18 protein-coding genes and 1 tRNA gene are annotated in these 24,042 nt (G+C 64.9%); 3 read left to right on the top strand and 16 right to left on the bottom strand.

Annotated features, from left to right (window positions below):
• Nucleotides 1–43 precede the first annotated feature (43 nt).
• The 4 genes from rpsG to rpoB all read right to left on the bottom strand — a co-directional run bounded on the left by rpsG (nucleotide 44) and on the right by rpoB (nucleotide 8,988).
• Complete coding sequence (rpsG, locus tag ACFRJ8_RS06200; RefSeq protein ID WP_011692813.1) at nucleotides 44–514, bottom strand: 30S ribosomal protein S7; 471 nt, start codon at nucleotides 512–514, stop codon at nucleotides 44–46.
• A gap of 1 nt (nucleotide 515) precedes the next feature.
• A complete protein-coding gene (gene rpsL / locus ACFRJ8_RS06195) occupies nucleotides 516–890 on the bottom strand; it encodes a 30S ribosomal protein S12 (protein WP_018773658.1) in 375 nt (124 codons plus the stop codon).
• A 563-nt stretch (nucleotides 891–1,453) separates the two neighbouring features.
• Nucleotides 1,454–5,353, bottom strand: coding sequence for a DNA-directed RNA polymerase subunit beta' (locus ACFRJ8_RS06190; protein WP_377985274.1), 3,900 nt, complete (start codon nucleotides 5,351–5,353; stop codon nucleotides 1,454–1,456).
• A 119-nt stretch (nucleotides 5,354–5,472) separates the two neighbouring features.
• Nucleotides 5,473–8,988 carry a DNA-directed RNA polymerase subunit beta gene (gene rpoB / locus ACFRJ8_RS06185; protein ID WP_277526280.1) on the bottom strand — a complete coding sequence of 1,172 codons (3,516 nt, stop codon included), beginning with the start codon at nucleotides 8,986–8,988 and terminating at the stop codon, nucleotides 5,473–5,475.
• A gap of 451 nt (nucleotides 8,989–9,439) precedes the next feature.
• Between rpoB and ACFRJ8_RS06180 the strand changes: the two genes are divergently transcribed.
• Both ACFRJ8_RS06180 and ACFRJ8_RS06175 read left to right on the top strand, forming a co-directional pair.
• Complete coding sequence (locus ACFRJ8_RS06180; RefSeq protein ID WP_377985273.1) at nucleotides 9,440–10,639, top strand: acetyl-CoA C-acetyltransferase; 1,200 nt, start codon at nucleotides 9,440–9,442, stop codon at nucleotides 10,637–10,639.
• Nucleotides 10,640–10,741: 102 nt separating this feature from the next.
• Nucleotides 10,742–11,230, top strand: a complete 489-nt coding sequence (locus tag ACFRJ8_RS06175; protein ID WP_377985272.1) for an aminoacyl-tRNA deacylase — start codon at nucleotides 10,742–10,744, stop codon at nucleotides 11,228–11,230.
• A gap of 69 nt (nucleotides 11,231–11,299) precedes the next feature.
• Here the strand turns inward: ACFRJ8_RS06175 and ACFRJ8_RS06170 are convergent, their stop codons facing one another.
• From ACFRJ8_RS06170 to ACFRJ8_RS06125, 10 genes are all read right to left on the bottom strand, one after another.
• Nucleotides 11,300–13,159, bottom strand: coding sequence for a bifunctional metallophosphatase/5'-nucleotidase (locus ACFRJ8_RS06170; protein ID WP_377985271.1), 1,860 nt, complete (start codon nucleotides 13,157–13,159; stop codon nucleotides 11,300–11,302).
• A gap of 238 nt (nucleotides 13,160–13,397) precedes the next feature.
• Nucleotides 13,398–13,769, bottom strand: a complete 372-nt coding sequence (rplL, locus tag ACFRJ8_RS06165) for a 50S ribosomal protein L7/L12 (RefSeq protein WP_028276543.1) — start codon at nucleotides 13,767–13,769, stop codon at nucleotides 13,398–13,400.
• Between the two features lie 76 nt (nucleotides 13,770–13,845).
• Nucleotides 13,846–14,439, bottom strand: a complete 594-nt coding sequence (gene rplJ / locus ACFRJ8_RS06160; protein WP_377985270.1) for a 50S ribosomal protein L10 — start codon at nucleotides 14,437–14,439, stop codon at nucleotides 13,846–13,848.
• Nucleotides 14,440–14,798: 359 nt separating this feature from the next.
• Nucleotides 14,799–15,908 carry a GNAT family N-acetyltransferase gene (locus tag ACFRJ8_RS06155; protein WP_377985269.1) on the bottom strand — a complete coding sequence of 370 codons (1,110 nt, stop codon included), beginning with the start codon at nucleotides 15,906–15,908 and terminating at the stop codon, nucleotides 14,799–14,801.
• A gap of 169 nt (nucleotides 15,909–16,077) precedes the next feature.
• Nucleotides 16,078–17,190 (bottom strand): GNAT family N-acetyltransferase, encoded by a 1,113-nt coding sequence (locus tag ACFRJ8_RS06150; protein ID WP_377985268.1) that lies wholly within the window; start codon nucleotides 17,188–17,190, stop codon nucleotides 16,078–16,080.
• A 200-nt stretch (nucleotides 17,191–17,390) separates the two neighbouring features.
• On the bottom strand, nucleotides 17,391–18,098 hold the full coding sequence (rplA, locus tag ACFRJ8_RS06145; protein WP_277526288.1) for a 50S ribosomal protein L1: 708 nt from the start codon (nucleotides 18,096–18,098) through the stop codon (nucleotides 17,391–17,393).
• A 183-nt stretch (nucleotides 18,099–18,281) separates the two neighbouring features.
• Nucleotides 18,282–18,713, bottom strand: coding sequence for a 50S ribosomal protein L11 (rplK, locus tag ACFRJ8_RS06140; RefSeq protein ID WP_018773647.1), 432 nt, complete (start codon nucleotides 18,711–18,713; stop codon nucleotides 18,282–18,284).
• Nucleotides 18,714–18,842: 129 nt separating this feature from the next.
• Nucleotides 18,843–19,712, bottom strand: coding sequence for a transcription termination/antitermination protein NusG (gene nusG, locus ACFRJ8_RS06135; protein ID WP_377985267.1), 870 nt, complete (start codon nucleotides 19,710–19,712; stop codon nucleotides 18,843–18,845).
• A gap of 112 nt (nucleotides 19,713–19,824) precedes the next feature.
• Nucleotides 19,825–20,109 carry a preprotein translocase subunit SecE gene (gene secE, locus ACFRJ8_RS06130; protein WP_028276538.1) on the bottom strand — a complete coding sequence of 95 codons (285 nt, stop codon included), beginning with the start codon at nucleotides 20,107–20,109 and terminating at the stop codon, nucleotides 19,825–19,827.
• Nucleotides 20,110–20,188: 79 nt separating this feature from the next.
• A tRNA-Trp gene (locus ACFRJ8_RS06125) sits at nucleotides 20,189–20,261 on the bottom strand.
• Nucleotides 20,262–20,538: 277 nt separating this feature from the next.
• Here ACFRJ8_RS06125 and ACFRJ8_RS06120 point away from each other — a divergent pair.
• The gene (locus ACFRJ8_RS06120; RefSeq protein ID WP_377985266.1) at nucleotides 20,539–21,756 is read left to right on the top strand and encodes a pyridoxal phosphate-dependent aminotransferase; all 1,218 of its coding nucleotides are present in this window, start codon (nucleotides 20,539–20,541) and stop codon (nucleotides 21,754–21,756) included.
• 84 nt (nucleotides 21,757–21,840) lie between these two features.
• Here ACFRJ8_RS06120 and ACFRJ8_RS06115 read toward each other — a convergent pair whose 3' ends face one another.
• Complete coding sequence (locus ACFRJ8_RS06115; protein ID WP_377985265.1) at nucleotides 21,841–22,473, bottom strand: LuxR C-terminal-related transcriptional regulator; 633 nt, start codon at nucleotides 22,471–22,473, stop codon at nucleotides 21,841–21,843.
• Between the two features lie 77 nt (nucleotides 22,474–22,550).
• A complete protein-coding gene (locus ACFRJ8_RS06110; protein WP_377985264.1) occupies nucleotides 22,551–23,948 on the bottom strand; it encodes a PspC domain-containing protein in 1,398 nt (465 codons plus the stop codon).
• Nucleotides 23,949–24,042 lie beyond the last annotated feature (94 nt).

The following is a 24,042-nucleotide window of genomic DNA, read 5'->3' as shown; positions in this document are numbered from 1 at the left end:
CGTTCGCCGCCGGCTCAGTCGAGCCGGCGGCGTCCGGGAAGTATTACCAGCGGTAGTGTGCGAAGGCCTTGTTGGACTCGGCCATCTTGTGGGTGTCTTCGCGACGCTTCACAGCGGCACCGAGACCGTTCGAGGCATCCAGGATTTCGTTCTGGAGGCGCTCGGTCATGGTCTTTTCACGGCGGGCCTTGGAGTAGCCAACCAGCCAGCGGAGGGCGAGAGCCGTGGAACGGCCCGGCTTGACCTCAACGGGAACCTGGTAGGTGGCGCCACCAACGCGGCGGGAGCGGACCTCAAGCGAAGGCTTGACGTTCTCCATGGCCTTCTTGAGGGCTGCAACGGGGTCGCCGCCGGACTTGGCGCGAGCACCCTCGAGTGCACCGTAAACGATGCGCTCTGCGGTGGACTTCTTGCCGTCAACCAGCACCTTGTTGATGAGCTGGGTGACCAGCGGGGAGCCGTAAACGGGATCTAGAACTAGCGGCCGCTTGGGGGCCGGACCCTTGCGAGGCATATTACTTCTTCTCCATCTTTGCGCCGTAGCGGCTGCGAGCCTGCTTACGGTTCTTGACACCCTGGGTATCGAGGGCGCCACGGACGATCTTGTAGCGGACACCCGGAAGGTCCTTCACGCGGCCGCCGCGGACGAGCACAATGGAGTGCTCCTGCAGGTTGTGGCCTACGCCGGGGATGTACGCGGTAACTTCAATGCCGCCGTTGAGGCGCACGCGAGCAACCTTACGCAGAGCCGAGTTCGGCTTCTTCGGGGTCGTCGTGTAAACGCGGGTGCAAACACCGCGGCGCATCGGGCTGCCGTTAAGCGCGGGAGCCTTGGTCTTCTTGACCTTAGGCGTGCGGCCCTTGCGGACCAGCTGGTTAATCGTAGGCACTCTCGTGTTCTCCGTTTTATCCGGAGCGGCCGTTGGCGGCCGCTCTCTTGTCGCTGCGCCTCGCCGCCCGAGCTTTGAAGTTCTCTCCAGAGCAGCTGAGGCGAAGCCTTAATAGTCGGACCGCACGCCGGGGTCCAAGGACTTTCGACCCGAATTGCCCCTAGGCATGCGAAAATGTGGCATACGTTGCACAAGAACCCTGCAAACCGGAAACGTCGTCCTGGTTGAACCTTTCAGCTGCAAGCTGTCTGACTCTAACCGGCGCACTCATCCACTGCCACAATAACAATTAGTCTCAAGTCTAACACGGACGGCTCCCAGCCCTTAATCGGCGGGGTTTAGCCCGGAAGGGCCCCTCCCCTGTCGACTGCTCCGGTACCGCCCTTATGGGGGCTCAAAAGGGCGGCGGTGGGCCCACGCCGGCAGGGTTCCCTGGCCGAGCTTGCGAGGCGAGGGGGCCGGTGGGGAGCAGTCGATGGGTTAAACGGGAATGGTCCCCCACCTTGCGGTGCGGGACCATTCCTTGGGAAGGCTATGACGGCCGTAAGGGCCCGCCGTGCCCGTTAGCGGAAGTCGCTGCCGAGATCGTAGTCATCCAGCGGGATGGCGTGGAACTCAGGAGCTCCGTCGCCGCCCAGCGTGTCGTAGGAGAAGTCACTGAATGCGCTGGGGCCGGTGAACAGGTTGGCCTTTGCTTCTTCAGTGGGTTCCACCGTGACCTCGGTGTAGCGCGGGAGACCCGTGCCGGCCGGGATGAGCTTACCGATGATGACGTTTTCCTTGAGGCCGAGCAGCGGATCGCTCTTGCCTTCCATGGCCGCCTGCGTCAGCACGCGGGTGGTTTCCTGGAAGGAAGCTGCGGACAGCCAGGACTCGGTCGCCAGGGACGCCTTGGTGATGCCCATGAGCTCGGGACGGCCGGAGGCCGGCGTCTTGCCCTCGGACACAACGCGGCGGTTGGCGTCTTCGAAGCGGCTGCGTTCGGCGAGCTCGCCGGGCAGCAGATCCGATTCGCCGGACTCGATGACCGTGACGCGGCGCAGCATCTGGCGAACGATAACCTCGACGTGCTTGTCGTGGATACCGATGCCCTGGCTGCGGTACACGCCCTGGACTTCGTCCACCAGGAACTTCTGCGCGGCACGGGGGCCCATGATGCGCAGAACCTGCTTGGGGTCGACCGGGCCGTTGATGAGCTTCTGGCCGACGCTGACGTGATCGCCGTCTTCGATGAGGAGACGTGAACGTCGCAGCACCGGGTAAGCGATCTCTTCAGATCCGTCATCCGGGGTGATGACCAGGCGCATCTGGCGCTCGGACTCTTCGATGGTGATGCGGCCGGCTGCTTCAGCAATCGGTGCGACACCCTTCGGAGTACGGGCTTCGAAGAGCTCCTGGATACGGGGCAGACCCTGGGTGATGTCGTCGCCGCCGCTGGCGGAAACAGCACCACCGGTGTGGAACGTACGCATGGTCAGCTGGGTGCCCGGCTCACCGATGGACTGCGCGGCAATGATGCCCACGGCCTCACCGATGTCGACGGTCTTGCCAGTGGCCAGCGAACGGCCGTAGCACAGGGCGCAGGTGCCGACGCTGGACTCACAGGTGAGTACGGAGCGGACCTTGACCTCGGTGATGCCGGCTTCGAACAGTTCGGCAATGACGACGTCGCCGCAGTCGGTGCCGGCCGCGGCCAGGACCTTGCCCTTGGAGTCGACGACGTCGACGGCGAGGGTGCGGGCGTAGGCGCTGTTCTCGACGTTCTCGTCCAGGACGAGTACGCCGTTGGCGTCTGCCACCGCGATGGCAGTCATCAGGCCGCGCTCGGTACCGCAGTCCTCTTCGCGGACAATGACGTCCTGCGAAACGTCCACCAGACGACGGGTCAGGTAACCCGAGTTGGCGGTACGCAGGGCGGTGTCAGCCAGACCCTTACGGGCACCGTGCGTGGCGATGAAGTATTCCAGCACCGAGAGGCCCTCACGGTAGGAGGACTTGATCGGACGCGGGATGATTTCACCCTTAGGGTTGGCCACCAGGCCACGGATACCCGCGATCTGACGGACCTGCATCCAGTTACCACGGGCGCCGGAGGACACCATGCGGTTGATGGTGTTCATCGGCGACAGGCTGTCACGCATCGCCTGGGCGATCTCGTTGGTTGCCTTGTTCCAGATCTCGATCAGTTCCTGGCGACGCTCGTCGTCGTCGATCAGGCCCTTGTCGTACTGGCCCTGGATCTTGGCGGCCATGGTCTCGTAACCGGCGAGGATCCGCGGCTTGTCCGTGGGCACCTCGATGTCGGAGATGGCAACCGTGACGCCTGAGCGGGTGGCCCAGTAGAAACCGGCATCCTTCAGGTTGTCCAGCGTTGCCGCCGTGATCACCTTCGGGTAGCGCTCGGCGAGGTCGTTGACGATCGTGGACAGCTCGCCCTTGTCGGCAACGTTCTCAACCCACGGGTAGTCCGCGGGCAGCGTCTGGTTGAAGATGACCTGGCCGAGGGAGGTCTCGACCAATGTGGTCTGACCGGGCTCCCAGCCCTCCGGGGCTTCCCAGCCGGCGTAGGGCACGAAGCCCTCGAGCCGGATCTTGACCTTGGAGTTCAGGTGCAGCTCGTGGAGGTCGTAGGCCATGATGGCTTCCGCGACCGAGGAGAAGATCCGGCCCTCGCCAGCTGAACCGACACGCTTAGTGGTCAGGTGGTAAAGACCGATGATCATATCCTGCGACGGCAGGGTCACCGGGCGGCCGTCAGACGGCTTCAGGATGTTGTTCGAGGACAGCATCAGGATGCGGGCCTCGGCCTGGGCTTCGGGGCTCAGCGGCAGGTGGACTGCCATCTGGTCGCCGTCGAAGTCGGCGTTGAAGGCGCCACAAACCAGCGGGTGCAGCTGGATTGCCTTGCCTTCAACGAGCTGCGGCTCGAACGCCTGGATGCCAAGACGGTGCAGGGTAGGTGCACGGTTCAGCAGGACCGGGTGCTCGGTGATGATCTCTTCGAGGACGTCCCAGACCTGCGGACGGTAACGCTCCACCATGCGCTTGGCCGACTTGATGTTCTGGGCGTGGTTGAGGTCAACCAGGCGCTTCATCACGAACGGCTTGAAGAGCTCCAGGGCCATCTGCTTAGGCAGACCACACTGGTGCAGCTTCAGCTGCGGGCCGACGACGATGACCGAACGGCCCGAGTAGTCGACGCGCTTGCCAAGGAGGTTCTGGCGGAAACGGCCCTGCTTGCCCTTGAGCATGTCGCTCAGGGACTTCAGCGGACGGTTGCCCGGTCCGGTGACCGGACGGCCGCGGCGGCCGTTGTCGAAGAGGCTGTCAACAGCTTCCTGAAGCATGCGCTTCTCGTTGTTGACGATGATCTCCGGAGCGCCGAGATCAAGCAGGCGCTTGAGGCGGTTGTTGCGGTTGATCACGCGGCGGTAGAGGTCGTTGAGGTCGGAGGTCGCGAAGCGGCCACCGTCCAGCTGGACCATCGGGCGCAGTTCCGGCGGGATCACCGGGACGGCGTCCAGCACCATGCCGAGCGGGCTGTTGTTGGTCGTCAGGAAAGCGTTGACCACCTTGAGCCGCTTCAGGGCACGGGTCTTGCGCTGGCCCTTGCCGTTGGCGATGATGTCGCGCAGCATGTCCGACTCGGCCTGCATGTCGAAGTTCTCAAGACGCTTCTTGATGGCCTCGGCACCCATGGAGCCTTCGAAGTACATGCCGTAGCGGTCGCGCAGTTCGCGGTACAGGCCTTCGTCACCTTCGAGGTCAGCGACCTTGAGGTTCTTGAAGCGGTCCCAGACCTGCTCGAGGCGCTCGATTTCGGCGTCGGCACGCTTGCGGACGTTCGCCATCTGGCGGTCAGCGGAGTCGCGGGCCTTCTTCTTGTCGGCAGCCTTGGCGCCTTCGCCTTCGAGACGGGCGAGCTCGTTCTCAAGGTCGCGGGCGATCGTGGCGATGTCGGAGTCGCGGTTGTCGATCAGCTGCTTCTTCTCGATGTCGTGCTCAACCTGGAGGTTGGGCAGTTCTTCGTGGCGGCTGTCGGCGTCGACGCTCGTGATCATGTAGGCGGCGAAGTAGATGACCTTTTCGAGGTCCTTCGGTGCCAGGTCAAGGAGGTATCCCAGGCGGGAGGGAACACCCTTGAAGTACCAGATGTGCGTGACCGGGGCGGCGAGCTCGATGTGGCCCATGCGCTCACGGCGGACCTTGGCGCGGGTGACCTCAACGCCACACCGCTCGCAGATGATGCCCTTGAAGCGCACGCGCTTGTACTTACCGCAGTAGCATTCCCAGTCGCGGGACGGGCCGAAGATCTTCTCGCAGAAGAGGCCGTCCTTCTCGGGCTTGAGCGTGCGGTAGTTGATGGTTTCCGGCTTCTTAACCTCGCCGTACGACCAGCCACGGATGTCTTCCGCGGTGGCGAGGCCGATCTGCATGAGGCCGAAGGAGGATTCGCTGGACATATGGTCCCTGTTCTCTCTTGTTCTCTAAATTCTGAAGTCTTGGGTTACGGGAAGAGGGAGGTGATGCCCCGGAAAGGACGGCGCGGCGGGGCCGCGCGCCCTTCCCGGAACCCCACCTGCTAAACCTCTTCTACGGAACTGGGCTCTGCACGAGACAGATCGATGCCCAGTTCTTCCGCAGCCGTGAAGACTGCGTCATCAGAGTCACGCATTTCAATTGTGGTTCCGTCCGTGGAAAGCACTTCCACGTTCAGGCACAGCGACTGCATTTCCTTGATCAAGACCTTGAAGGACTCAGGAACGCCCGGCTCGGGGATGTTCTCGCCCTTGACGATGGCTTCGTAGACCTTCACACGACCGTGGATATCATCCGACTTGATCGTCAGCAGTTCCTGCAGCGTGTAAGCGGCGCCGTAAGCCTCGAGCGCCCACACTTCCATTTCACCGAAGCGCTGGCCACCGAACTGTGCCTTACCACCCAGCGGCTGCTGCGTGATCATGGAGTACGGGCCGGTGGAACGGGCGTGGATCTTGTCGTCCACCAGGTGGTGAAGCTTCAGGATGTACATGTAGCCGACCGAGATCGGATCCGGGAACGGCTCGCCGGAGCGGCCGTCGAACAGACGGGTCTTGCCGGAGGAGTTGATCAGGCGGTCGCCGTCGCGGGTGACGTTGGTGGAATCGAGCAGGCCCGTGATTTCCTCTTCACGCGCACCGTCGAAGACCGGCGTCGCCACAGTGGTCTGGCCACTCTCGCGCGGCAGGTTCGGCAGCTGCTTGACCCACTCGGGCTCGCCCTCGATCTTCCAACCGGTCTTGGCAACCCAGCCGAGGTGCGTCTCCAGCACCTGGCCGACGTTCATACGGCCCGGAACACCCAGCGGGTTCAGGACGATATCAACGGGGGTACCGTCGGCAAGGAAGGGCATGTCCTCGATCGGGAGGATCTTGGAGATAACACCCTTGTTGCCGTGACGGCCGGCGAGCTTGTCGCCGTCGGTGATCTTGCGCTTGGCAGCCACGTACACGCGCACCAGCTGGTTGACGCCCGGGGGCAGCTCGTCGTCGTTGTCGCGATCGAAGACGCGGACACCGATCACGGTGCCGGACTCGCCGTGCGGCACCTTCAGGGAGGTGTCACGCACTTCGCGGGACTTCTCACCAAAGATGGCGCGCAGCAGGCGCTCTTCCGGGGTCAGCTCGGTCTCGCCCTTGGGGGTGACCTTGCCGACCAGGATGTCGCCGGCCTCAACCTCGGCACCAATGTGGATGATGCCGCGCTCGTCCAGGCCTGCCAGGACTTCCTCAGACACGTTGGGGATGTCACGGGTGATTTCCTCGGCACCAAGCTTGGTGTCGCGGGCATCGATCTCGTGCTCCTCGATGTGGATGGAGGACAGGACGTCCTCGGCCACGATGCGCTGGGACAGGATGATGGCATCCTCGAAGTTGTGGCCTTCCCATGACATGAATGCCACGAGCAGGTTCTTACCGAGGGCGAGCTCGCCCTGGTCCGTTGCCGGGCCGTCAGCGATGATGCCGCCGACCTCCAGGCGCTGGCCTTCGTTCACCAGGACACGGTTGTTGTAGCAGTTGCCCTGGTTGGAGCGCGCGAACTTGTTGATGCGGTAGTTGGTTTCCGTACCGTCATCGTTGAGCATGATGACCAGCTCAGCGGAGACCTCGGTAACCACACCGGCCTTCTTGGCGATGGTGACGTCACCGGCGTCCACAGCTGCGGCGCGTTCCATGCCGGTACCGACGAACGGCGCCTCGGAACGGACCAGCGGCACGGCCTGGCGCTGCATGTTGGCACCCATGAGTGCACGGTTGGCATCGTCATGCTCGAGGAACGGGATCAGGGCGGTAGCCACGGACACCATCTGGCGCGGGGAGACGTCCATGAACTCGACGTCGGCGGCGGGAACCAGCACGGGCTCGCCTCCACCACCGCGGGCACGGACCAGGACGGTCTCTTCCGCGAACTTCTTGTTCGCATCGAGCGGGGCGTTGGCCTGAGCGATCAGGACCTCGGCTTCGTCGTCGGCGGTGAGGTACTTGACCTCATCGGAGACGACACCCTCGGCGACCAGGCGGTACGGGGTCTCGATAAAACCGAACGGGTTGATGCGTCCGTAGGAAGCCAGCGAACCGATCAGGCCAATGTTCGGGCCTTCAGGAGTTTCGATGGGGCACATACGTCCGTAGTGGGACGGGTGCACGTCACGAACTTCCATGCCGGCACGGTCACGGGACAGACCACCCGGGCCAAGCGCGGACAGGCGGCGCTTGTGGGTCAGACCCGAGAGCGGGTTGTTCTGGTCCATGAACTGGGACAGCTGGGAAGTTCCGAAGAACTCCTTGATGGCTGCCACAACGGGACGAATGTTGATCAGGGTCTGCGGCGTGATGGCCTCGACGTCCTGGGTCGTCATGCGTTCGCGGACAACGCGCTCCATGCGGGACAGGCCGGTGCGGACCTGGTTCTCGATGAGTTCGCCGACGGCGCGGATGCGACGGTTGCCGAAGTGGTCGATGTCATCGATCTCGACGCGGAGTTCGTGGTCCTGGCCGTCGCGCTTGCCCGTGAGGGTCTTCTCGCCGGCGTGCAGGGCAACCAGGAACTTGATCATGGCCACGATGTCTTCAACGTGCAGGACCGAGGCTTCCTTGTCGCCAAGGGAACGGTCGATGCCAAGCTTGCGGTTGATCTTGTAACGGCCAACCTTGGCCAGATCGTAGCGCTTGGAGTTGAAGTACAGGTTGTCCAGCAGGGACTGGGCAGCCTCAACCGTGGGCGGCTCGCCCGGTCGCAGCTTCCGGTAGATGTCCAGCAACGCGTCTTCGCGGGTCTCGGTGGCGTCCTTCTCCAACGTTGCGCGCATGGAGTCGTACTGGCCGAATTCCTCGAGGATCTGGCCTTCGGTCCAGCCGAGGGCCTTGAGCAGCACGGTGACGGACTGCTTGCGCTTGCGGTCAAGACGGACGCCGACCTGGTCGCGCTTGTCGATTTCGAGTTCGAACCAGGCGCCACGGGACGGGATGATCTTCGCGGTGAAGATGTCCTTGTCGCTGGTCTTGTCGGCGGTGCGCTCAAAGTAGGCGCCCGGCGAGCGGACCAGCTGGGAGACGACGACACGCTCGGTGCCGTTGACGACGAAGGTGCCCTTCTCGGTCATCAGCGGGAAGTCACCCATGAACACGGTCTGCTGCTTGATTTCGCCCGTGTTGTTGTTCATGAACTCGGCCTTGACGTACAGCGGAGCCGAGTACGTTGCGTCCCGGTCCTTGCACTCGGCCATGGTGTATTTGGGGTCAGCGAACTCCGGCTCGGAGAAGCTCAGGGACATGGTGCCCTGGAAGTCTTCGATCGGGGAGATCTCTTCGAAGATGTCGGACAGACCCGAGGAGGTGGCGACGCTGAGGTCGCCTTCTTCGACGGCCTTCGCAACGCGCGCCTGCCAGCGTTCGTTTCCGACCAGCCAGTCAAAGCTGTCGGTTTGCAGGGCGAGCAGATTCGGAACATCAAGAGGTTCGTGAATCTTTGCGAATGAGAGCCGGCGGGTTGCACCGTCGGTGCTGTCGGCATTGATAGCGGTAGCGTTGTTTACATTAGAGGTGCTCGAGGCGACCAAGAGGGATCCTTCCACAGACCTTCAGGCGTTGTCAGATCTCCCCCGTTATGCACTCTGCAGAATGACTCCGCAGCGCTACCAATCCGGTTCCGCTATATGACCCGGGACCCGCGCTGTCCACGCTGGTGCACGTTGTAGACGGCACATTGATGGAACAGCTGTCAGGCTAAGCCCACCGCTATATGAAGGCTGAAGGTAAACAGGGAAGACGCAAATATCTACGATACGGCAAAGCAACCTACTTGTCTACCCCACTTCCGGCAGGATTGCAAGCACGAAGTTCCGGTGGAATTTTGGCGGGGTTTGACGGAGGTTTGGCGGAGGTTTGGCGGAGGCCCGCCGGAATTGAGGCGGAGGCCCGCCGTGCTGCCCCAGAGACTGGGACGAATGGATAGGTGACGGGGCTCACGATAACGTAGACATAAGTCGTCGTAGATCGGAAGAAAACACCATGAGCAATCCCGCAGACAACAACGATGTTGTCATCCTCGCAGCCGCCCGCACCCCCCAGGGACGCCTGAACGGGCAACTGGCCAGCTTCACCGCCGTCGAACTCGGCACCCACGCCATCCGCGCCGCCCTTGCCGCGAGCGGCGTCAAAGCCGACCAGGTGGACAGCGTGATCATGGGGCAGGTCCTGCAGGCCGGAGCCGGCCAGAACCCGGCGCGCCAGAGCGCCATCGGGGCCGGCATCGGCTGGAACGTTCCCACGGTAACCATCAACAAGGTCTGCCTCTCCGGCCTCACCGCAGTGATCGACGCCGCCCGGATGATCCGCAGCGGCGACGCCACGGTGGTGGTGGCCGGCGGCCAGGAGTCCATGACCCGCGCACCCCACGTGCTGCCCGGCTCCCGGCAGGGCTGGGCGTACGGCACGGTCCAGGCCCTCGACGTCGCCGCGCACGACGGCCTTACCGACGCCTTCGACGGGCAGTCCATGGGACTGTCCACCGAGACCAAGAACCTGACCCTCGGCATCGACCGGGCCTCCCAGGACAACGTGGCTGCCCAGTCGCACCAGCGTGCCGCCCGGGCCGCCAAGGACGGCGTCTTCGACGGCGAAATCGCCGCGATGAGCGTCAAGCAGCGCAAGGGCGATCCGATCGCCGTCACCTCCGACGAGGGCATCCGGCCGGACACGACAGTCGAATCGCTAGCCGGCCTGCGCGCGGCGTTCGTCACGGACGGAACCATCACGGCGGGCAACTCCTCTCCCCTGTCCGACGGCGCCGCCGCCCTGGTGCTGACCAGCCGGAAGTTCGCAGAAGACAACGGCCTCGACTACCTCGCGGTGGTGGGCAAGCCGGGCCAGGTGGCCGGGCCGGACAACTCGCTGCACTCCCAGCCGTCGAACGCCATCAAGAACGCCCTGGACAAGGCCGGCTGGTCCGCCGCGGACCTCGACTTCATCGAAATCAACGAGGCCTTCGGCTCCGTCGCGGTGCAGTCCTTGAAGGACCTCGACTATCCGCTGGAGCAGTGCAACATCCATGGCGGCGCCATCGCCCTGGGCCACCCGATCGGGGCCTCCGGCGCCCGGCTGGCCCTGCACGCAGCCCACGAACTCAAACGCCGGGGCACCGGCAAGGCAGCAGTGTCCCTGTGCGGCGGCGGCGGACAGGGCGAGGCGCTGCTGCTCTACCGCGACTGACCGGGCGAACCTGGAACCCGGAGAAAACGGATATTCGGGGAGCCGGGAGACCGCCTCAGGGCGGGGATCAGCCACAAAGAGTCAGGGAAAGGTTTGACGAGGATGTCGGAGCAGGGAACAACCAACGGCGGCCGCGAGCGGTTCCTGGCCGACGCCGCGGCCCGCGGCCTGGACGTCGAGATCGTGGAACGCCTCGCCGCCCGCAGCCTTGAGGAGGCGGCAGGAATCCTCGGGATCCAACCCGCGGACATCGTGAAGTCGCTCGTGGTAAAGCACAAGGACGGCAGTTTCCTGTTCGCCCTGGTCCCGGGTGACCGTCAGATCTCCTGGCCCAAGCTGCGGGCGCTGCTGGGCGTCAACAAGCTCTCACTCCCCGCGGCGGATACCGCCTTCCAAGCCACCGGGTACGAGCGCGGGACCATCACGCCGCTCGGCAGCACCCGCCCCTGGCCGGTCTATGCCGACCAGACCATCGCGGGACGGCGGATTTCCATGGGCGCCGGGGAACACGGCTACAGCGCGTTTGTGGACGCGGACGCCCTGACGGCGGCCCTGGGCGCCGTCGTCGCCGACATCACCGAACCGAACTAGACCGCCCGGGTTAAAAGCGTTGCTGTTTGCCCGCCTTGTGGTTGGGGTCGGGAGTTGTTGGGGCCGGGGCTAGGCGGTGACCGTCAACGGCGCCCCGTTGACGGTGAGCCGCCAATTGGCCTGGCTGAACACCGCGACGTCCAGGGTGCCGCGGTCCACCACGTAGTCGATGATGCGCTGGCGGATCTCCTGCTGGCTGTTCGAGAGCACCGGCGCGCTCTTCACGGCCGGGAAGTTGCCGCCGCCGCTCTGCCGGTAGTTGTTGATGGCCAGGGCGAATTCCTGATCGGGCGCCAGCGCCTGGCCGCCGTAGCTAAGGTTGGCGATCCGGTCCCCCGCCGGCCGGGCGAGGTCGATCTCATAGTTCAGCGGCGCATCGAGCCCGTAGACCACGTCGTAGTTGTAGTCGGGCGTGCCGTTCGGGGCCGTGGCCGTCACGGCGTTCGTGACGTCCTGGGCCTTGGCCGTGGTGGCGGTGACCGGCTTGAAGTACTGCGCGGACCACTCCAGGTATGCCTTGACCTGCGCCCCGGTGACCCTAATGGCAAGCAGCGTGTTGTCGAAGATGTATAGCCCCGCGACATCGCGGATGGTCAGCGGTCCGGCCTTGACGTCCACAGCACGGGAAAAAGCCGCCGCAATGGACAAGACCGGAAGCCCGGCAGCTGGAGTGCTGGCGAGCTCGACCTTGATGGTGCTGGCCTGGATGTAGTTGATGGCGTCGATCGCGGCAGAGTCCTCCCAGCAGGCGGTGGCCGTGCTGAGCGGCGCCGTGGAGGTGCCGATGACCTTGTTGACGTAGTTGACCGTGGTCTCGTGCCCGGCCTGAACGGCCCGGACGACGGCGGGATCGGCGTCGACGGTCTTGGCGTCCAAGAGGAGCGAATGCGCCGCGGTGACGGCCCACTGCCCCTTTTCCTTGACGAGTTCGAGGTCCATGACGGACACGCGCATGCCCCATTTGAGCGGCTCGGTCAGGAGCACCTGCTTGCCGGTGGCCTTGTTCGTGACGAAGCGCTCGGGGATCTCCAGGTGGGCGTGCCCGACCAGGATGGCGTCGATGCCCGGGACTTCCTCGGCGAGCTGGGTGGATGCGTTCTCGGGGAAAGGGAGGGCGTCGCCGTAGGACGATCCTGGAGTCGCTCCCGAATGGCTCGTGACGATCACGACGTCGGCCCCGGCGGCCTTCACTTGAGGGATGACGGTCCTGGCCTCTTCGACGATGCCGTTGAAATCGAGTTTGCCCTGGACGTTGTCCCGGTCCCAGAGCGCGCAGCCCGGCGTCACCAGGCCCACCAGGCCAACCGTCAGCCAGCCGTTGTCCGTCTTAATCCGCTTCAGGACGTAGGGGGTGAAGGCGCGCCCGCCGGTCACGGCGTCGTGGACGTTGGCGCCCAGCAGCGGGAAGTCCAGTTGCCGCTCCCAGGTGCGCAGGAGCTCGATGCCGTAGTTGAACTCGTGGTTGCCCAGCCCCACGGCGTCGTAGCCGATGGTGTTCATGGCCAGCGCCATGGGATGTTTCACGGTTGCCGAGATGGGGTTGATCTTGGCGAAGTAGTAGGCCAGGGGCGTGCCCTGGATGGTGTCGCCGGCGTCGATGGTCAGCGTGTTGGCCGCCCCGCGCTCTGCCCGCACGGCGTTGATCAGGGTCGCGGCCTGGGCAATCCCGATCTTGTTCCCGGCCCCGTCGGCATAGGGGACGTTCTTGAAGTAGTCCCAGTTGAAGACGTTGTTGTGCAGATCCGTGGTGCCGAGCACCGTCAGGGTGAACTGTTTCTTGGCTGTTGCTTTGCCGCCGGCCTGGCCTTCGGCCTGGCCGCCCGCCTGTGCCGCAGGGGCCCCGGCCAGCGCGGCGGCGGCTGCGCCCCCGCCCACGAGGGCTGCCGCGAGCATCGCGCGGCGGGAGGGGGAAGGTTTCGGGTCAGTCATTGTGGGTGAACTCCTGAACGTTGGGGGCCGGTGGGCACAAATCCAAAGTCTAGGGTCGCGCCACCAACTGCGACAGGGGTATCAGTAAAACTTTGCCGAATCCTTGGGTGCCGTTCACCGGCGCCCGCGGGATTCGTTTCCGGCTCGGGAGGCCCGGAAACGCAGGAAACCCCGCCCACCTGAGTGGACGGGGTTTCCTTCGAGCAGTGCGGATCGCGATGGATCCGGACGGCGGGAGTTACTTGAGGGTAACGCGGGCGCCAGCTTCTTCGAGCTGAGCCTTTGCCTTCTCGGCAGCTTCCTTGGTGGCGCCTTCGAGGACGGCCTTGGGTGCGCTGTCAACCAGGTCCTTGGCTTCCTTGAGGCCCAGGGAGGTGATGGCGCGAACTTCCTTGATCACTGCGATCTTCTTGTCGCCAGCAGCTTCGAGGATGACGTCGAAGTCAGTCTTCTCTTCGGCTTCTTCAGCAGCGGCGGCCGGGCCGGCAACGGCAACGGCAGCAGCGGTAACTTCGAAGGTCTCTTCGAAGAGCTTGACGAACTCGGAGAGCTCGATGATGGTCAGTTCCTTGAAAGCTTCAATGAGCTCTTCGTTGGTGAGCTTCGCCATGGTGTGGCGTCCTTCCTATAGTGGTGCGCGGCGGCCCTGAGGCTCGCTGTGCACCGGAGTCTTATGGAGAAGAGGACTAGTTCTCTTCGGGGGCTGCGGCTTCGGCCGGTGCTTCGGCCTCGGCTGCTGCATCTGCTGCGGGAGCTTCTTCAGCGGCGGGTGCTTCGGCTTCTGCCGGTGCACCGTTCTCTTCTTCAAGCTTGAGGCGCAGAGCGTCGATGATGCGTACAGCAGCGGCAGCAGGAGCCTTGAGGATGCCTGCAACCTTAGCGAGCTGCAGCTCACGGGACTCGAGTGCTGCCAGGGCAGCAACTTCGCTGGCGTTCAGTGCCTTGCCCTCGAAGTAACCGGTCTTGATGACCAGCTGCTTGTTAGCCTTGGCAAAATCCGTCAGGCTCTTGGCAGCGGCAACTGCGTCACCCTTGATGAACGCGATTGCAGTGGGGCCGGCGAGCTGGTTGTCGAATGCTTCGACACCAGCTTCCTTGGCTGCAATAGCGGTCAGGGTGTTCTTGACGACCGAGAACTTGGTGTCCTGGCCGAGAGAGACACGCAGCTGCTTGAGCTGTGCAACGGTGAGCCCACGGTATTCGGTCAGGACAGCGGCGTTCGATTCCTTGAAATCGTTAGTGATCTCAGCTACTGCTGAAACCTTGCTAGGCGTTGCCATAACCCTCCTTCCGGGGATAGTGCCGGTGTGTCCGGGTCCCCGCTCAAAAAGAGCTAAAACTAAAAAACGCCCCGCGCAGATGCACGGGGCTTGTCTCGACGCGGTCTATGACCGCGGAGCTTTGCTTCGTTCACCTGCGCCGGCCGCCCTATGTTCAGGGTCCTTCGTCCGGAAATCCACTGCGCTCTCCCGGCGCGACTGCAGAAGTGAGTCTTGCTTGGGAGAGTGGATTTCCAACAACCGACGGTCTTTGGTCCTCCAAGCTTACGGGACGCGGCGCGCGTGTTCCAAATCGGGCAAAGGTGACCGGCCCAGCGGGCCGTCAGCCTGCGCCCCCAGCTGGCGGCAGCGCCGCGCCCTCAGCTGACGGCCGGCCCGAAGTTGGGGAGTTCTTTCTGCCAGAGACCCGTCACGCCCGCCGTCGTAAATCCGAGCTGCTGGTTGACCTTCAGGAGGTAGCGGTTCTCCGGGGCGTTCCACGTGTACAGGACCCGGGCGTCCGGGAACTGTTCGCTGAGCCGTTCCATGTTGGCGACCTTGATCAGCAGCCCGAGTTTGTTGCCACGGTGTTCCTGCAGCACCACAGTGTCGTCCTGGAAGACGACATCCGGGCGCAGGGCCAGGACACTGATGGTGGTCAGGCCCACGAGCGTGCCGCTGGCGATGTGCTCGACGGCGGTGACCACCGTCCGGCGGCCCTGGGCAATGGTGACCTCCTCCGCTTCCCGGAGGATGCCGCCGTCGAACACCATCTCCTGGGCATCCGGCCCCGGCACTTCGTCCTCCCCTGCCTGGTTCTCCAAGGCGGCGACGGCCTCCAGCCACTGGTCGGGGCACCGGTCCGTCCAGTGGTGCAGACGGTAGCGGCCGCCATTGGCTTCCTCGGCCTCGGCTTCGAGTTCGGCGACGAGTTTGGTGTCCAGCGGCAGCGTGCAGGAACTGAACTGTTCGATGTGCTGGAGGGTGTAGCCGGTGTGGCGGGCAAATTCGACGTCACGGCTTCCCAACGGGACAAACCCGACGCCGCTGCCGGGCACGAGCTGTTCGGCGTCCGGGTCCGTCAGGGTTGATCCCGGATGGTTGGTGTCGATCAGGATCGTGTGGCGGCCCTCGTCCCGGGCGAAGTGCTCCGCGGCCTCCAGCAGCTGCCTGCCCACGCCCTGGCGCCGGAACTCCGGAAGGATATCGAGCGTGAATTCGGCGAGGTCAAGGTTGTCCATGAGCGGCAGCGCGATGTCCGCTGTCCCGACAATCACGCCGTCGATCTTGGCCACCAGGATCACCTGGCGTTCGTACGGGTCCGCCATCTCCAGAAGCTTCTCCTGCGGCGCGTAGGCGAGGTCGTCCGTGCCCCAGGTTTGCATCCGGACCCGCCGCCCCACTTCGATGGCGGCGAGGAAGTCGGCGGCATCGGGCGCGTCAAGGGAATCGGGGATCCACAGCTGCTCAATCCGTACTTCGTTTGCCATAGAGGGCATCATCCCAGCCGTTGTGCCATCCACCATCGGTACGGCCCGGCTCAAACCGGGCTTTCAACCGCCAGCATATGCTGGTTTGGGCCGCTGTTCCATTGGTGACGCCGGCCAGTTTTCGCTCCATTCGGCGCCCGGCCGTTTCCGCTCCGTTCGGCGCCTGCAGTCAGTTGCGGGCGCCGTTGCCGGCGGTGGTCCGCTGCCACTCGCCGTCGTAGCCCGCCGGTTTGAATCCCAGCGCGATGTTGATGCCGAGCATGTGATCGTTTTCGGCGGCGTTGTAGGTCAGGACGCGCCGCACCGCTGGGTAGGCCTCGCCCAGCAGCCGCAGGTTGAGGATCTTGATCAACATGCCGAGCCGGTGGCCGCGGTGGCTCGCCGCGACGAGGGTATCGTCCTGGCTGGCCAGCCAGGGTTTGTCGGCTGATGTCAGGAGGACGGTATACGCGGCCAGTTCACCCGTGGCCCGGTGCCGGGCCACCACCACCAGGGTGGACTCGCCGGCCCGCCGCCAGGTGTCCTCGACGTGGCGGACCCTGGCGACGTCCCAGATTTCCGGCTCGTAGCTCAGCGCGCCCGTGGGCGCGTCCGTGCTCATGCGTGACATCAGCACCGCTAGCCCTGCGGCATGTTCCTCCGGGCATGCATCGGTCCAGTGCAGCAGCTCGTACTCCGCCGCCCTTGCGTGGGCGTCCCGTTCCAGGCTGTCCAGGTCCGCTGTGGGCGGGACGTCGAGCGAACTAAAACGCTCGACCTGCTCCAGCCGGTAGCCGGCCTGCCTGGCGAAGCGGACGCCGCGTGCGCCGGGCGGCAGCGCGCCGGCCCCCGTGGCGGGCTTGACGAGATCCGGGCCATCGACGTCGAAGTCGGCCGGGTGCTCTGTGAAGGTCTGCAGTACTGTCCGCCCGCCGGCGGCGGCCAGCGCTTCGGCGTGTTCCAGCAGGGCCCGGCCGATCCCAGCGCCGGCGAAGGAGTCCAGGACGCTCACGTGCAGGAGCGCGGAGCCCAGGTTCTCCTGCAATTCGCAGCGCAGCCAGGAGTTGGCCACCATGCGCCCGTCGACACGGACGAAGAAGAGCCGCGTGCGGGTGTAGGCAGAATCCTGCCAGTACTGCAGGCGTGCCGCCGGGGACATCGACCGGTCAAGGTTGCCCCAGGTCTGCAGGACGAGCTCATCGCAGAGTTCCATGAATTCCAGGAACTCCGCTGCGTCAGCATCAGCGGCATCAAGGCTTGCGGGCAGGGAAAGTTGCTCGATGAAGTACGACGGCGTAGTCACCGGGACAGCCTAACCGGCAAGACCGGCGGCTCAAAGGGTTCGGGACGCCGACGATGTCAGGCGCCGATGATGCCAAGGCGCCGGTGATGTCAGGTCCAGAAACAGCGAAAGGCCGTCCCGCAGTTGCGGGACGGCCTTTCGCTGGAGCTGGTGACGCCGGTGTTGCTGGCTGCACCTTGGATCCGCGGATCCGGTGGGGACTAGACCTCGGTCAGGACCTTGGTGACGTTGGGGTCAACCGAGATGCCCGGGCCAAACGTGGTGGCGACGGTGGCCTTCTGGATGTAGCGGCCCTTGGAAGCGGACGGCTTGAGGCGAAGAACCTCTTCCAGTGCGGCAGCGTAGTTCTCGGCCAGCTTCAGGGCGTCGAAGGAAACCTTGCCGATGATGAAGTGCAGGTTCGAGTGCTTGTCGACGCGGAAGTCGATCTTGCCGCCCTTGATGTCGTTGACAGCCTTCGCGACGTCAGCGGTCACGGTGCCGGTCTTCGGGTTCGGCATCAGGTTACGCGGACCCAGGACCTTACCGAGGCGGCCAACCTTGCCCATGAGGTCAGGGGTGGCGACGGCGGCGTCGAAGTCGGTCCAGCCGCCGGCGATCTTTTCGATCAGGTCATCGGAACCAACGAAGTCGGCGCCGGCTGCGATTGCAGCCTCAGCCTTGTCGCCCGTTGCGAAGACGAGGACGCGGGCGGTCTTACCGGTGCCGTGGGGCAGGATAACGGTGCCGCGGACCATCTGGTCGGCCTTGCGAGGGTCAACGCCCAGGCGGAAAGCGACCTCAACGGTGGCGTCGAACTTGGACGGGTTGGTGTCCTTGGCGAGCGTCACTGCCTCGAACGGCGCGTAGAACTTCTCCGCGTCGATCTTGGCCGCGGCTGCCTCATATGCTTTGCTGCGCTTTGCCATGCTGCTTATTTCTCCTTGTGCAGTTGTGGTCTGCGGACCGCGCTGGGCCCTGCCACAGGCGGCATTCCGGCTGGTTCATCTTCCGGAATTCCGCTTTTCATTGTTTAGGTGGTGCCGGCTGGCCGGCGGTGCTGACCGTCGTCGTGCTCGGTTTCCCGAACCCGGCGAATCAGCGGTGGGGAATTAACCCTCGACGGTGATACCCATGGAGCGGGCGGTGCCGGCGATGATCTTCGCTGCGCCTTCGAGGCTGGTGGCGTTGAGGTCTTCCATCTTGGTGGTGGCGATCTCGTTGACCTGGGCCTGGGTCAGCTTGGCAACCTTGACGGTGTGCGGGGTAGCCGAACCCTTGGCGACGCCTGCAGCCTTTTTGATGAGCTCTGCAGCCGGCGGGGTCTTGGTGATGAACGTGAAGGAGCGGTCTTCGTAGACCGTGATCTCCACGGGGATAACGTTGCCGCGCTGGGCTTCCGTCGCAGCGTTGTACGCCTTGCAGAATTCCATGATGTTGACACCGTGCTGGCCAAGCGCAGGACCGATCGGCGGGGCCGGGTTAGCGGCACCTGCCTGGATCTGCAGCTTGATGAGGCCGGTGACCTTCTTCTTGGGAGCCAATGTAGGTCCTTCTCTCAAATACGTCCTGGGGCACAGGAGCGTGCCTCAGGTTGGTGGCCGCCATGGCAAGGCGGCCGGCCGCTCCGTGGCTGCTAAGCGGGCAGCCCGGGGCGAATTCTTAGGGAACAGCTAGATCTTGCTGACCTGGTTGAACGCCAGGGTGACCGGAGTCTCGCGCTCGAAGATTGACACCAGCACCACGAGGGTCTGGGAATCGATCTTGATCTCGGAGATCGTCGCGGGGAGGGTCTCGAACGGGCCTTCCTTGACGATGACGGACTCGCCGACCTCGAAGTCGACGTCAACCTGGGCGGCGGCGTGCTTGACCGGCTTGCCCTTCTCGGCCTGCTCTTCTTCGAAGACCGGGGCGAGCATGGAGAAGACCTCATCAAGGCGCAGCGGGACCGGGTTGTGCGCGTTGCCCACGAAGCCGGTGACGCCGGGGGTGTGGCGGACGGCGCCCCAGGAAGCGTCCGTCAGGTCCATGCGGACCAGGACGTAACCGGGGATGCGGACGCGGTTGATGACCTTGCGCTGAGCGTTCTTGATCTCTACGACTTCCTCCATCGGCACCTGGATTTCGAAGATGTAATCTTCCATGTCCAGGGTCTGGATGCGGGTCTCAAGGTTGGCCTTGACGCGGTTCTCGTAGCCGGCGTAGGAGTGGATGACGTACCAGTCACCTTCCTGGCGGCGCAGCTTGGCCTTGAACTCGTCGGCGGGGTCGACGTCGGCCTTGGCGGCCGCGGCTGCCAGCGCGTCGGCGTCCTCAGCGTCAGTGTCTTCAGCGCCTTCAGCGTCGGTATCCTCAGCATCGACGGCGTCGGCATCTGCTGCCTCTGCCTCTTCTGTGGCTACTTCTTCCGTGGCTTCGGCCTCGTCAGTGACGTCGGAATCGGGCGCAGCAGACGCAGCCTCGGACTCTTCCGCGGCTTCCACCGCGGCGCCCTGGCTCTTATCCAGCTCAGTCTCAGTTACCTCGAGCTCCTGCTCAGACACTTGGTCTCCTGCTTCCTCATTGCCTAACATGCGTATTTAAATGACTCAATTCCGCACACTCCGCGGAATCTCCGGTTTCCCGGGCATCCACGCAGTCTGCGGACCGGTCGCCTTAGCTGTCCGTGGGGCCGCTGCCGCCGAAGACCCAGCTGACCGCGGTCCCGAAGGCCAAGTCCAGCAGGGTGACGATCACCATCATGATGGTCACGAACACCAGCACGACGAGCGTGTAGTTGATCAGTTCTTTTCGGGTCGGTGCGACGACCTTCTTCAGTTCGCCAATGACCTGGCGGATGAAGATCGCGATGCGAGCGAAGAAGCCGGGCTTGGCGGCATTCTTGGCGGGGCGGCCTTTGGAGCTGCTGGCAGCTGTTTCGGTCACCTGGTCCTCACTCATCCTCGCAATGATCGGATACCCGGCTCTGAACTGAACCATGGTTGCTGCGCTTGTTCCGGATGACCCGGAACAGCATGCGCAGGGCAGACAGGACTCGAACCTGCAACCTGCGGTTTTGGAGACCGCTGCGCTACCAATTGCGCCACTACCCTTCGGGGTGAAAATTCGCTCCGGCCGACGCGTTCCCCAGGCTTCCCTGAGGCGCAGGCCATCATCGTGTTTTCAACACCGGAGAACCAGTCTACGCAACAACTGCGCCTACGTCGAACCGGCCCTCTTCCGGACCCCTGCGTGTCTTCGCAAACCAACTGACAGCCGTCAGTCATATTCGCGTTCAGGCACCCCGGGGGATCCGCTGAACAGCATAGAGTAGATTTCGTCGAATCCCATATCCAGCCTTCCAGCTGCAAGCGAAGAACGGACCCGCCCATGTCTGCTGCCCGCATTTCCCAGCGCATTTCCGCCATAGCCGAATCCGCCACTCTGGCCGTCGATGCCAAGGCGAAGGCGCTGAAGGCAGCCGGCCGGCCGGTCATCGGCTTCGGCGCCGGGGAACCCGACTTCCCGACGCCCGGCTACATTGTGCAGGCCGCCATCGAGGCCGCCAGCCAGCCGAAGTACCACCGCTACTCCCCCGCCGGCGGGCTGCCGGAGCTGAAGCAGGCCATCGCGGACAAGACCTTCCGGGATTCCGGCTACAAGGCCGAGGCATCCCAGGTGCTGGTGACCAACGGCGGCAAGCAGGCCGTCTACAACACCTTCGCCACACTCCTGGATCCGGGCGACGAGGTCATTGTTCCCACCCCGTTCTGGACCACCTACCCCGAAGCCATCCGGCTGGGCGGCGGCGTGCCGGTGGAGGTCTTCGCAGGCCCGGAACAGGGATACCTGGTCACCGTGGACCAACTGGAAGCGGCCCTCACCGAGCGCACCAAGATCCTGCTCTTTGTCTCCCCCTCCAACCCCACCGGTGCCGTGTACTCGCCGGAGCAGGTCAAGGAGATCGGCCAGTGGGCAGCGTCCAAGGGCCTGTGGGTTGTCACCGACGAGATCTACGAGCACCTGACGTACGACGGCGTGCCGTTCACGTCGATCGCCACCGCGGTTCCCGAGCTCGGCGACAAGGTGGTCATTCTCAACGGCGTCGCCAAGACCTATGCCATGACCGGCTGGCGCGTGGGCTGGATGATCGGGCCCGCGGACGTCATCAAGGCCGCCACCAACCTGCAGTCCCACGCGACGTCGAACGTCTCCAACATCCCCCAGGTCGCCGCCCTCGCGGCCGTGTCCGGGCCGTTGACCGCCGTCGACGAGATGAAGGTGGCATTTGACCACCGCCGCAAGGCAATCGTCGCCGGCCTGAACGCCATTGAAGGCGTTGACTGCCCGACGCCGAAGGGCGCGTTCTATGTGTACGCGGATGTCCGCGCGCTGCTGGGCAAGGAGTTCCCGTCCGCGAACGGTCCGGTGCGCCCGGCCACCTCTGCCGAACTCGCGACCCTGATCCTGGATGAGGTCGAGGTCGCTGTGGTTCCCGGCGAGGCGTTCGGCCCATCCGGCTACCTGCGCCTGTCCTATGCCCTCGGCGACGACGATCTGGCCACGGGCGTCGCCCGCCTGCAGGACTTCCTCGGCAAAGCGAAGTAGGTAGCCCCAACCCCCCGGTGCGCTATCACTTAGGGTCCTTATTGCCGCGGCAGAGGGATCCTAAGTGATAGCGCATTACTTGGTTTAGAGCAGGCGGCGCTCGGCGGCCCAGCGGGTCAGCTCGTGGCGGCTGGAGAGCTGGAGCTTGCGCAGCACGGCCGAGACGTGGGTTTCGACTGTCTTGATCGAGATGAACAGTTCCTTGGCCACCTCCTTGTAGCTGTAGCCGCGCGCGATCAGGCGCATCACTTCGAGCTCCCGGGCCGAGAGCTTGTCCAGCTCGTCGTCGGCGATATCCGCGGGGGCCGTGCCGAACGCGTCCAGGACGAAGCCGGCAAGCCGGGGCGAGAAGACGGCGTCGCCGCCGGCCACCCGGCGGACGGCGCCGCTGATCTCCGCACCGGAAATTGTCTTCGTCACGTAGCCACGCGCGCCGGCCCGGATCACGGACACGACATCTTCCGCCGCGTCGGAGACGCTCAAGGCCAGGAACCGTGTGGTGCCCAGCAGCGGCGCCGAGCCGGCCAGGACCTCGCGTCCGCCGCCACCACGGCCGCCGGGCAGGTGGACGTCAAGCAGCACGACGTCGGGGCGCTGGGCTGCGATGACGGCGATTGCCTCCTCCACGGTTCCGGCCTCCCCCGCGACGGCGATGTCCGGGTCCAGGTCCGCCTTCAACCCGGAGCGGAAGATGGCGTGGTCGTCCACGATCACCACCCGAACTGGTGCCGGGCCTCCTGGCGGGTTTCCTGGCGGTTGGTTTCCTGGTGCCGGTTTTCCTGTTGCTGGGCTGGTCACTGCTTGGCCTCTCCGTTGGCGTTGTTGGCGGCAGCGCCGGCAGTTCCGGCCGTTCCGGCGGATGCGGCGGCGGGCAGCCGGAGCCGCACTTCGGTGCCGTCCGGGCTGCTGATGATGTCGGCGGTGCCGCCGTGGCGGTTCATCCGGCCGATGATCGATTCCCGGACACCGAGCCGGTCCAGGGGAACCGAATCCGGGTCGAAGCCCGGTCCCCGGTCCTTGACGAAAACTTCTGCGGCGGCGTCGGTGACTTCAAGGTACACGGACACGGGACCCCCGCCGTGCCGCGCGGCGTTCAGCATGGCTTCGCGGGCCGCCTGGACGAGGGCCTCGTGGCGCTGGGTCATGACGCAGTCCCCCACGCTGACCACTTCGACCGCGTGGCCCAGGGCGTCCTCGACCTCTGCGGCGGCGGACGTGATGCCTTCGGACAGCTGGCCGGATTCCTTGTCGGCGTCGCGGTACAGCCAGCCGCGCAGTTCGCGCTCCTGCGCGCGGGCCAGCCGGATGACGTCGTGCTCGTTGCCGGCCCGGCGCTGGATCAGGGCGAGGGTCTGCAGCACGGAGTCATGGAGGTGGGCGGCGATCTCGGCACGCTCGGTGGCGCGTACTCGCCCGGCGCGCTCGGTCTCCAGGTCGCGCCAGAACTTCAGCCCCCAGGGCAGCAGCACCAGGGCCACGCCGCCGAGCACGGCCACCGAGGCCAGGAGGGCCAGCCAGGTCTGTTCCCAGGATCCCGAGCCGGACACCATCACCAGGACGCCGGCCACCACGAGGGCGAGCCCGGCTGCGAGGCGCGCCCAGCCGCCGGCCTGGTCTGCCTTGGTCTTGTCCACCAGCCCCGCCCGGCGGGTCTCGTCCAGTTGCATCCAGGCGATCGCGGCACCGCCCAGGATGGCCGCAACCGGGATCAGGGTGCCGAGGGGCACGTCGACGCCGAGAAGCCGGGCGATAAGGATCCCGGCGGCCAGCAGCAGGCCTGCGCCCAGCAGGATCTCCTTACCGAAGGGCATGCCCGGCACCTTGGACCACCAGGACCCTGGAGTTGGCGTCCCGGGTGTGCCAGCGGTCCCGGACCCTGCCGGAACTCCGGGGGTGCCGGGGGCTGCAAGGGCACCGGGAATCCCGAGGGCGTCCGGGGAGCTGACTGCCGGGGCGATGGGCGACGCCGGGCGACGGGCGTTGCGGCGGGCGCTTTCATCCGCCGTGGGGACCATGATCCAGAGCCAGGCGTAGAAGGCCACCCCGGCGCCGCCCGCGAGCGCGGCTACCGCCATGCCGATCCTGACCATGCGCACCGGCCAGCCCAGATGCGTGGCGAGGCCTGCGCACACGCCGGCAATCACGCGATCGCTGCTGCGGACCAGCGGCGGGCGGGCGGGCGCGGTTGTCATGCATCAATCCAAGCACGGATCGGGGTTCCCCGGACGCGTTTGAGGGCCCAACCCGGGGGCCACTCAGGGACCGTTCAGGGTGTTCCCCAGTAGA

Origin of the sequence: Arthrobacter sp. NPDC056886 (assembly GCF_042788715.1) — a bacterium.
Taxonomy (GTDB): Bacteria; Actinomycetota; Actinomycetes; order Actinomycetales; family Micrococcaceae; genus Arthrobacter.
The sequence above is the reverse complement of the archived record's forward strand: the minus strand, read 5'-3'. Positions and strand labels throughout refer to the sequence as shown.